At 57.4% G+C, this 9998-nt stretch carries 8 protein-coding genes and 1 pseudogene; 2 read left to right on the top strand and 7 right to left on the bottom strand.

Features of this window, described 5'->3' with window-relative positions:
• The coding region (locus K206_RS43405; RefSeq protein ID WP_231401725.1) for a hypothetical protein at window positions 1-517 on the top strand (517 nt) is incomplete at its 5' end.
• 280 nt (window positions 518-797) lie between these two features.
• Here the strand turns inward: K206_RS43405 and K206_RS42225 are convergent.
• The 4 genes from K206_RS42225 to K206_RS43390 all read right to left on the bottom strand — a co-directional run bounded on the left by K206_RS42225 (window position 798) and on the right by K206_RS43390 (window position 6824).
• Window positions 798-2048 carry a tyrosine-type recombinase/integrase gene (locus K206_RS42225; protein WP_081651611.1) on the bottom strand — a complete coding sequence of 417 codons (1251 nt, stop codon included), beginning with the start codon at window positions 2046-2048 and terminating at the stop codon, window positions 798-800.
• Complete coding sequence (locus tag K206_RS43400; RefSeq protein WP_155888397.1) at window positions 2035-2676, bottom strand: hypothetical protein; 642 nt, start codon at window positions 2674-2676, stop codon at window positions 2035-2037. Before K206_RS43400 ends, K206_RS42225 begins: the two co-directional genes overlap by 14 nt.
• Complete coding sequence (locus tag K206_RS43395) at window positions 2657-4498, bottom strand: hypothetical protein (protein WP_155888396.1); 1842 nt, start codon at window positions 4496-4498, stop codon at window positions 2657-2659. Before K206_RS43395 ends, K206_RS43400 begins: the two co-directional genes overlap by 20 nt.
• A gap of 373 nt (window positions 4499-4871) precedes the next feature.
• Window positions 4872-6824 carry a hypothetical protein gene (locus tag K206_RS43390; protein ID WP_155888395.1) on the bottom strand — a complete coding sequence of 651 codons (1953 nt, stop codon included), beginning with the start codon at window positions 6822-6824 and terminating at the stop codon, window positions 4872-4874.
• Between the two features lie 64 nt (window positions 6825-6888).
• Between K206_RS43390 and K206_RS40205 the strand changes: the two are divergent.
• A pseudogene (locus tag K206_RS40205) lies at window positions 6889-8244 on the top strand (YifB family Mg chelatase-like AAA ATPase); the annotation flags it as partial.
• 43 nt (window positions 8245-8287) lie between these two features.
• Here the strand turns inward: K206_RS40205 and K206_RS44050 are convergent.
• From K206_RS44050 to K206_RS0134640, 3 genes are all read right to left on the bottom strand, one after another.
• Window positions 8288-8455: a hypothetical protein gene (locus K206_RS44050; RefSeq protein WP_196812966.1), complete on the bottom strand. Its 168-nt coding sequence runs from the start codon at window positions 8453-8455 to the stop codon at window positions 8288-8290.
• 93 nt (window positions 8456-8548) lie between these two features.
• Window positions 8549-9199 carry a LysE family transporter gene (locus K206_RS0134645; protein ID WP_020206855.1) on the bottom strand — a complete coding sequence of 217 codons (651 nt, stop codon included), beginning with the start codon at window positions 9197-9199 and terminating at the stop codon, window positions 8549-8551.
• Window positions 9200-9238: 39 nt separating this feature from the next.
• Window positions 9239-9832, bottom strand: coding sequence for a hypothetical protein (locus K206_RS0134640; protein WP_020206854.1), 594 nt, complete (start codon window positions 9830-9832; stop codon window positions 9239-9241).
• Between the last annotated feature and the right edge of the window lie 166 nt (window positions 9833-9998).

The following is a 9998-nucleotide window of genomic DNA, read 5'->3' as shown; positions in this document are numbered from 1 at the left end:
CAAAATTCCTGACACGTCCCAGACTCTACAACGGGTACAGGCGGAGAGTCAGTTGCAGGCTGAGCGAGATGACCGCGCGAAGGAGCAACATCGAAAGCGACTCGCAGATGAGGCTAAGTTTTCTCAATCCTTCGCCATTGCCGCTCGACTCTTCCGTCGTTTGCGCTGGGAACTTTTCATCCTCTATGGCTTAGTTCTCCTCGTAACCCTGTTGTTTACTGAGGCGTGGGTCCAGGCGCTTTGCGTTGTCGCGCTGACCATGCTCGGCTTCTGGTTTTTCCCAAGTTTTTTCGAAAAGCCACTGCATTCTCATGCCCTCCGGGTTATGAGGCGGGAACTGAAGCGTCTTGAGGTGGGAGACATGCTACCTCCCACCGAGAAGCCGGACTTCAGTAACCATTCGTGGGACAAAAAGCGGTTCGCGGCCCTGGCATTGGATTCCAAAGCGGTAGTGACACCGACGGGCCAATCAGCGGTCGCGACTACGAAGGACGTGGCCTCGCCAGCATCGTCATAGCTCCTAGCATCAGACGGACGGGTACGCTTGCGGAGCATGGCTCCCTGCGCCGGGGCAAGCGCAACTGCTAAACGTACCCTGCGCGACGACGCCTGGAGCTAGCCCCTCCCCCCTTAACGGCCAATGCACCGAGCCTATCCACTAGGCTCGGGAAGGCAAATTGAGCCCTGTTATGGCTGTTGCACGTCTTCGCCCCGCAGGGAGTCGATTCGGATTCTTCCTTAGGCCCGCCCGCGCTGAACAGCTCATGCCGGTCTTAACGCTTCGATGAGCAACAACATCACGATTCTTCTGATTTTGTCCCAAGCCTCTTAATTGCCTGCCTTGCCAACTCAGATTGCGTCTCATTGACGTAGTCGACAAGTGAATCCGGATTCGCGTGCCCGGTCTTCAGTGCTACTGCTGTTGCCACGGAACGCGCGCTAGTGTCCAAGCCCAAGGCGGCTCTCGCCAACGTTTCTTCGCCAACCTCCTTCTTGGCGAATTTATGTCTCATGGAATGGATTCCAGCACGTCGCGGAGCGCCAATTTTCTTCATGGCCGTGCCGAAGATAGCAGAGACGGAATTTGGCTTTAGCGGCCTACCGTCTTTCGCAGAAATAAAGACCTGGTCTTTCGTCCGGTTTTCCTTCCATCCCATTTCATCCAGGAAGGACTTCCTAGCATCATTGATAAAGTGGTAGATTTTCAGTACGAGCTTTGGTGGAAGCTTGAATTGATTCTGATAGCCGAACTTCTGTGCATCGGGTACACATATCAGCCCCTCGGTGGACATCCGCTCTACTCGCTCATCTGTAAATAGGGAGCAACGTAGCGAAACGATACTCTCGCATCGCCACCCCATCTCGTCGGCAATCGTGAGCATCAAGTTGTTGCGTACCGCCGCGAATGCAGTAAACTCGTGTTTTATATATTCAGACAGCTTTGCAACATCGGAGTCCGTAGCGGCGTAGCCGTGCCGTTTCGTCGAATTCTTCCCGGTCCTCTTGTACAGCTTGGGAAACATCACGCGGCTAGACGATGTACTCGTACGCATACCACGGCGGGAAGTTGCATGTTTCAGCTCGGATGTAACCCTACACTCTCTGGAGCCGATTAATCCTTTGCAGCCGGTAGTATGTTGATACCAGGCAAGGAAATAGTATATTTCAACAAGCTTTGCGTTCACCGTTTTTCTTGCAAGAATCTCATCTCCACTCGAATTCGGTTTTTGCATCACAAGTCGCAGCTCATTGTTGCGATAGCGCTCCAAGACCGAGTCGTACGCTTGCTCTATCAGAAATTGTGGAGTCGGATATTTTCTCGACACACGAGCCCGATATTCGCCCCACATGTAGTTAATAAACGAAGCAACACTTCGAATTGTTTTTTCAACAGATTTTTCGTCCAAAAGTAATCTATCAGAAAGAAAGATGGCATAGTCCATCAACGGCCAAATAAGCACATCATCCTCTGGCGAATAGGCAACGAAATAGCGCCTAGCACCAATGGTTACTGACTTTAAGCCCAGACGGTCGCTATCGTTTTCCATCGCCTCGCCCTGCTTTTTCTAGACTTAGAACCTTTGCCGATTCCTTTTTTCCTTCGCGAAGTATGATGTGTCCATACTGACGACCAAACTCTTTGAGTTTCTCCTGGGCTGCAATTCTCTCTTCTGACTCATTCTGGAGTTGTCGTCGCAGTTCGATAATATCGCGCTCCAGGGTCGCGGTACGCATGCGCTCCCGTTTCAGTGCTTTCCGCAACTGGCTTTCCGTCGATTCGGCACGCCTCTCCCTTTGCGTCTGAAGTTCTTTCCAAAGGTTGGAAGTTAATTCCTCCACCTGGCTATGAAGCGTAGTATAACGGTTTAATGTTCCATTACCAGTACGACGGAATCCCTCTCCTTGGTACCCCAAACTTTTGAGGAGAGAAATGTCGCTCCATATCAAGAATTGACGTTGTGACTTCGGTAAAAGTATCGCATCGCCATCATCTTTTTCTACTGCTTCAAAAACCTTTTTGGCATTTTCCTGCGACTCAACACATAAATCCAAAATGTACGATAACGCGTCTAGTTTTGCCTCAATATTCCTTTTGGCCTTGTCTTCTGACGAGTACGCCACTGCAGGCTTATGAGGCACCTCTTCATCACGGCTTTCATTCTTCTTTGTTCTCATGCTCAATCTCCAAACGCGTGCGAAGCAAGTGAATGGCGCTGTCTAGATTATCGCATTCAAGCTGAACCCTTCGCCGTTGAAGGCCGGTAAAATGGCCCTCCCTCAATCTCTTCCTCTGCTTCTCGTTATCATTGACGAGATTCTGGACATATGCGGCTTTCGTCAGATGGAAGACGCACTTACCGCATACCTCGGGACTGGCCCGCTCTCGATGCACAGCGCCATCAATCTTTGAGAAACAGTGTGCCGATTTCTTTTTCTCGGAGCCACCAAGAAAGCACTGCCCATGCTTCATTGGCTTAGGAAAATGCCCGCGGCTCTTCAAATTATGAAGCACCACCTCAGCCTGGTCTTCTATATCCCCATGAAAACTAGCCATTCCTGCTACTTTTAGTGCCAGGCGGTTGATAACCTTTCTATATCCGCCGGAGTATTTTCCACCGTTCAGAACCCCTAAGACTTCCTCCATCAGCTTCTCGTTGCCTGCGTCCTCGATGTATTTATTCAGGTCTGCAGCATCAGCATAGGCCGCCCTCTTCAGTGCCTCAACATCGGCGGAGGAAATATCAAATACGCTTTGAAATTCCGGCCTAGTCAATGAATCTCCAATATATGCACCGGTGGTCGTAATAAACTCATGGCCCATTTGATAGCTTAAGGCTTGTATGCTCGCATCCTCATACCGATAGAAATTCATGATTGCATACATTCGACGGAAGACCTGGGTCTGGCCGTCAATTTTTACATCTTTACCTAAAGCCTCCACCATCAGCGAGCGACTGTCGCTACTGCGAATCGTCGACGCAAAGTTGAACATCGTTGCTTTTTTATTCACACCGTGAGCCACACTGAATCGCCGATACCTGAACAAGGATTGATTCTCAGCCGCCGCAGATTCCTGGCTGTCGTTGTTCGGAGGAATGGCATCATCAAGGCGCTGAAACTCAGCTTGCAAATCCATCAAGACCCCAATAGCGTCCCGCGTCGCCCGGTTCACAAAATATGGCACTCGCGCTTGATGACGCTTCTTCTGTAGAAAAAAGGTCACGACATACAGCTCCATTTCTTCATCAATCACTCGCAGAGAATTTTCCTGCAGGCCAATATAGCGATGACTGACTTCGCTTTTACGCCTGGCGTTCATGAACGCTATCAAGATGAAGCACGCGGTAAGGAGCGAGGTTAGCGCCTCACGGAGCGAATGTGATTCGTCCCGACCTCTGGAAATATCCAGACTTACTAATGGAAAAGGCAATAATTTTTCGAGCCCCTTCCTAAACTCCGAAACCGCAAATATTTGCGGCAGTGTTCTTCCGAGTTGCTTGCGACTTTTCATCTTATGGTTAATAGTCGCATCTATCATTTCCCTCAGAAGGGACAACAACAACGGCGCTCGCTCGTACAACCATAGGAATGACACGCGCAGCAACTTTCCGGCCTTCTCGTTGGATAAGTTCTTTGTGCTTTCACTTCTGTTTCCCAGGAGCCTGCTGAGCACAAATGCCTTTGGGTATGGACGGTAAGGAAGACTCAACTCGCCGGGGATGTCGAATAGGAAATTTGCAACAGAGAAAATATCATGCAAAGCGCTTGCAGAGACACTAGAGCTATCATCTTCATTTTCGCTTTTATCATTTTCGTTTCGGATAGCCGCCAAAAATGTGAGATAGTTAGTTCCGAGAGTGCGAGCCGCATCTCGACTAGCGCACTCGTCTTGCAGCCCCATATTTTGTTGCGCCATCCGAGACTTAATCGATAACGCCTCAAGCAATCCCCCCGAGGACAAATTGGTAGCAAATTTATCGAAAAGCGTCTGCGGCACTGCCTTAAGACTTGTACAATCGTTGTTCCAAAGAAACTCTAGAAAGTATGAGGCGATTCTGATTGTTGACCGCACCCATATGCTTCGGCTGTGTGAATTTGAGGACCTTCCTAAGTAGTTGTCCACAAGCATTACAATAACTCCGGCGAACGCCGGGTGGTCTACCAAGGAGATTGCTCGATTTGCCAAGAAGTTTGCCGGCAAAGAGAGGTCGCGAAGGTCGCATCTATACAGTCCACCGCCTTCAGAGGGAAGTTGAGTTAGTTCCAATACCCATTCATCGCTAACTCGCAGGGATGGGCTAACTATGTGCGCATTAATTTTCGCAATGCTCCACTCATTGTCGTAGCGGAGGTCATCCTCTCTTTCCACATTAACTTTCATTAGCGCCCTCGGTGGGTATGAATTTCTTGACGTCGCTCCAGTATTGACTGTCACGAAGAAAATCCATGAAGGTCAAGGCGAATAGCATCGCCGGAGCATGGAATTCTCTAAACGCGTCTTCATTCTCTGCGAGAAGTCTTCGCCAGTTCCTTTTGTAATAACCAAGGAATCTCCACAACTCTTCGACGCGAGACTGCGTAATAGAGATTCTGTTGTTCTTGCACCCGTTACCCGCATGACAATGTTTGCCATCGCATTTCTCACCCGCAAGCCACCCTATGTCCGGTGGGTTAGAGGCATCTACGCACGATGTCCCGTCGCCGACGGGAAGCGCCAGTCGCTCATCGAATTTCTGAAAGCGTAATCGCTTCACAAAATCGGATTGCTCGCCCCATAGTTCGATTCTCTGCGTTGAGTCCAATCGACGTTGAAATTCGAGATTCTGGGAAGACATCAGCAACTGATTGATGAACTGGTCGACGTAATGTTCTGTAGTACCTAGGCCGGCGTGACCCGCATCAACTTGGGCATCGAAAATTCCGTCTCTTTTGCGCAGACTCGTGAGGGTGAGATTGTGGTTTCTCACCTGCTCGTCGGAAAACCATGGGACATTGTGCCTTGAAAGCAGCGCGTGTTTCGGCCGCGAAAATGCGGTATAGCATTTTGTCATGGGAAGCGCTTGCTGCCTTGTCCACGAAAACCACATGAGTTGCTGATTCTCGTCAATGAGACCTTTGCTCTTCAATTGGTCGTGATTCCAAAGCAGAAGATTCATCGCCATCCACGCCGGACCGTCTCCCGGCTCGATTAATACCGGAGGCGTGTAGTCATTAGTTTTATTTTTAAAACCCTGAATTTTATATTGACGCTCGTGTTTTTCGATGTTTCCGCGCTGCAAGCTCCTGAGCGCGTCACTATTCCATTTTGAGTGACAAAGCAAAGCATAGAATGCCGCCACCAACTCTCTCGCGTGAAAATTGATGCAAAGACCGACAATATGGTGGAGTTGAAGCCCATCCATTTCCTTTTCAGGAATTCCTAGCACGTTCAATATTGAATCGCGAACATCTGCATCAAAGCAGATTCCGAGCTTCATTCGATTCACTCGCGCGTCACATTCGAATCTACCGAACGCACCAAGCAAAGTTTCCGTGGAGTAGTCTTGGGGTGAAATCAGGTTTCTCTGACTAGCTTTTCGGGTATTAATAAAATCTAGAATCTCCTCGTATATCTCATCAGTTATTGAGGTTCGCGCATAGCTGCGGAGCTTTTCCCTGATGGCTGCCCAGAACTTCAGGTCATGCTCGCAGGCACTTTTCACCGCACCTATGTCCGTCTCCATGAGTTGCACGGCCTTTGTGCGCAAGTCCTTGACGTCTTCGTGGGGTATGGCATCAATGGGGTCCGCGCGAGGGTCCGCCGCGGTGGGGAAATGGGACAGCGTCTGGCGAGGAACGTACTTTCCCGTCAGAGAGGTCTTGAAGTACCTGGAGTGGTCATGGACATCTTCGGCGAACAGCGAGGACGGCACGGCTTCGACCATCACACGCCGGAAGTACATTGAGCCTCTAGCCTTGGTGGCCTCCGCCCATGTGAAGCCACCAATGATGGATTCCACATCCTGAAAAAGTGCTGTGACTTCTCGCCTCCCAACTGTGTTGATTTGGCAGCACATTTTTTTCTTCACCTTTTTTTCGGCGCAAAGGCGGTCGACGATGGTACGTAAGTAGCCGAGGTCTGTGGCTTGGAGCTCACCTTGTGTTTCGTTTTTTTCCTTGAGAGCGAGAAGCGCGACAGCAATCCAAGTTCGAGCTGCGGTAATTCCAAGTTGACGTGCCTGGAAGACGACGACGCTCTTGTAGTCCACACCATGTGCTCTTTTCGTTGCTTTGTATTTGACCTCGGCTGGGAGGCTTCTATTCAGAGCGATATAGGTAGGCATGGTGTATCAGTCCCCCACTGGTTAGCCCGTAATTTACTCAGAGCAGTAGGTCTATGATACATAGAGAAAGACCGTCAATCTCGCGCCAGCCGACCTGCCCAAGGAATCGGGGCGCTTCGACCTGCCCATCGCCCTCGGCATCCTCGCCGCCAGCGGGCAGATCCCGCTCGACGGGCTGGACGCCTGCGAGTTCGCCGGCGAGCTGTCGCTGTCCGGCGCGCTGCGCCCGGTGCGCGGCGCGCTGGCCATGACGATGGGCCTCGGGCGCGACAACGCCGCGCGCGCGGCCGCCGGCGCCGGGCCGGCGCGCGCCTTCGTGGTGGCGGCCGAGAACGCCCCCGAGGCCGCCCTGATCGACGGCATCACCGTCTACGCGGCGCGCTCCCTGCTGGAAGTCTGCGCTCACCTTGGGCCGCTGCCCGACGGCCGCCTGCCGCGCGCCGAACCGCTGGTCGCGCTCGCCGACAATGGCCCGGACTGCCCCGACATGCGCGACGTGCGCGGCCAGGCCCAGGCCCGCCGCGCGATGGAGATCGCCGCCGCGGGCCAGCATTCGGCGCTGCTGGTGGGGCCGCCCGGCACCGGCAAGTCGATGCTCGCGCAGCGCTTCCCAGGCCTGCTGCCGCCGATGACGCTGGAAGAAGCGCTCGAGTCGGCCGCCGTGCAAAGCCTCACCAACGCCGGCTTCCAGCCCGCCCGCTGGCGCGAGCGGCCCTACCGCGCGCCACACCACACCGCCTCGGCCGCCGCGCTGGTCGGCGGCGGCGGCAATCCCCGGCCCGGCGAGATTTCCCTCGCCCACCACGGTGTGCTGTTCCTGGACGAGCTGCCCGAGTTCGACCGCCGCGTGCTCGAAGTCCTGCGCGAGCCGCTGGAATCCGGCCGCGTCACCATCTCGCGCGCCAACCGCCAGGCCGACTTCCCGGCCCGCTTCCAGTTCGTCGCCGCCATGAACCCGTGCCCGTGCGGCTACCTCGGCCATCCGTCCCGGCCCTGCCGCTGCACGCCCGACCAGGTCCAGCGCTACCAGTCCCGGCTCTCCGGCCCGCTGCTCGACCGCATCGACCTGCAGGTCGAGGTGCGCGCCCAGGACCAGCAGGACATGCTCGACGGCCCGCCCGGCGAAGCCAGCGCCGACGTGCGCGAGCGCATACTGGCCGCGCGCGCCCGCCAGCAGGCGCGCCAGGGCAAACCCAACGCCGCCCTGGCCGGCCGCGAGATCGACGAGCACTGCCCGCTCGCGCCCGAGGCGCAGGCCATGCTGCGCGCCGCCATGACCAAGCTGGCGTGGTCGGCGCGCGCCTATTTCCGGGTATTGAAGATCGCCCGCACGGTGGCGGACCTGGAAGGCGCCGGGCTATTGCAGCCCGGCCATGTGGGCGAGGCCATCCAGTACCGGCGCGCGCTGCGCGGGCCTTGAGATGGTCTTGAGCAAGCCTTGGGAGGGGCTTGGGCGAATGCCCTCAGCCGCGCGGCGGCACGGCCACCGGCGGCTCCGCCGGCGGCGGGTCTTCCTCGGGCGGCAGCGGCAGGTCGGGCGGCACCCCCGGCGGCCCGGGCTCCTCCACCGGCGGCACGGTATGGAACGGACGCCCGGACGGCAGGGCCTGCAAGAGGGAGGGACTGCGCATGGCTGGACTCCGCAACGGAACAATGCACCTATTTAAGCAAACCCGCGACCCCGGGGCCAGCGGCGATGCGGCCGGCGCGGGCGGGCCCGACGGTCAGGCCGGATGGCGCCGCACGAAGAACAGCGCCGTGCCCACCGCCACCAGCACGCTGCCGAACACGCGGTTCTGCCAGCGCATGGCGCGCGCATTGCGGAACAGGCCGCGCATGCGCGAGGCCAGCAGCGCGTAGCCGTGCATCACCACCAGGTCCACGCCGCACATGGTCGCGGCCAGGATGGCGAGCTGCGGCGCCAGCGGATGCGTGGGGTCGATGAACTGCGGCAGCACCGCCACCATGAAGATGATGCCCTTGGGATTGGTCACGTTGGTCAGCAGCCCGGTGGAGAAGCGCCGGCGCGGGCTCAGCGCGGCCACGCGCGGCGCGGCGGCCGCGTCCTCGGCGGCGGCCGGGCTGTCCTCCACGCGCGCGCGCCATTGCTGCACGCCCAGGTAGATCAGGTAGAGCGCGCCGATCGTCTTGACCACGGCGAAGGCGTGCTCGGAAGCCAGCAGCAGCGCGCCCAGGCCGCCGCCCGCCACCAGCAGGATGATCACCAGCCCCGCCTGCAGGCCGAAGATGGTGGTGGTGGTCTTGCGCAGCCCGTAGGACAGGCCGTGGCTCATCGACAGCACCGCGCCCGAACCCGGCGACACGGCAATCACCCAACAGGCCGCGAAATAGGCCAGCCAAACTTCCCAACGCATGACATCACTCCTTGAAAAAACGTTGCGCCAGTCCCGCACTCAGAACGGATGGAAACCCGTCAGGAACTGGTCGACCTGCTCGGCCTGGCGCTGGTCGCGCGCGGCGTCGCCGGCCTCCAGCACCACCGCCTGGTAGACCCGCACGCCCGAGGCCACCAGCCGCGCGGTCAGCCGGCGCGGCGCCTGGTCCTGCGGCGACACCGCCGCCACCTGCACCTCCACGCCCGGCAGCGCCACCGCCGGCGTGGCGGCGGACATCACCGTCACCTGGCGCGTCTTGACCGCGTCGGGCGCGTGCGGCCCGAGGTTGCCGAGCAGCCCGGCCTGCATCGATTCGAGCGCGGCCTGGCGCAAGGCGGCGTCGTCGGCGGGCAGCGTCACCACGCCCACGGCGAACAGGGTCTCGTCGACGCGCGCCGCGTCCATCGTCATCGGCAGCTTGCGCCCGGCGATGGCCACCTCGCGCGCCGCGCCGGTCGGCTTGCCCGGGTAGAGCGCGGCGTAGGCGCCCTCGCTGGACTGGATGGTGCGCCAGTCGTAGCGCGGCGAGCAGCCGACGAGCACGCAGACGGCGGCGGCCGCGCCAAGGGCGGACAGCGTGGACGGCAGGCGGGACAACCAGGCGTGGGGCATCGCGGCGGCGGATAGGGCAACGGTCCTGCGGACGGCTGCTGCGTGATGGTGCGGTCCCGCGCCCGCGGGCCGGCGCGGCGCCACGGGTACGGACGGAAGCCGCTATTATCGGGGAACCCGCGCGCCAGCGCGTATTCTTGCATTCCCCACCCCCCACCCCCCACCC

The sequence above is a fragment of the Cupriavidus sp. WS genome (assembly GCF_000395345.1).
Taxonomy (GTDB): domain Bacteria; phylum Pseudomonadota; class Gammaproteobacteria; order Burkholderiales; family Burkholderiaceae; genus Cupriavidus; species Cupriavidus basilensis_B.
This window is presented reverse-complemented; position numbering and strand designations above follow the sequence as displayed.

Excerpts from the sequence above, each read along its gene's own strand:
- K206_RS43400 (WP_155888397.1), bottom strand. The coding sequence starts at position 2,676 with ATGAGAACAAAGAAGAATGAAAGCCGTGATGAAGAGGTGCCTCATAAG.
- K206_RS43390 (WP_155888395.1), bottom strand. The coding sequence starts at position 6,824 with ATGCCTACCTATATCGCTCTGAATAGAAGCCTCCCAGCCGAGGTCAAA.
- K206_RS0134645 (WP_020206855.1), bottom strand. The coding sequence starts at position 9,199 with ATGCGTTGGGAAGTTTGGCTGGCCTATTTCGCGGCCTGTTGGGTGATT.
- K206_RS44050 (WP_196812966.1), bottom strand. The coding sequence starts at position 8,455 with ATGCGCAGTCCCTCCCTCTTGCAGGCCCTGCCGTCCGGGCGTCCGTTC.
- K206_RS42225 (WP_081651611.1), bottom strand. The coding sequence starts at position 2,048 with ATGGAAAACGATAGCGACCGTCTGGGCTTAAAGTCAGTAACCATTGGT.
- K206_RS0134640 (WP_020206854.1), bottom strand. The coding sequence starts at position 9,832 with ATGCCCCACGCCTGGTTGTCCCGCCTGCCGTCCACGCTGTCCGCCCTT.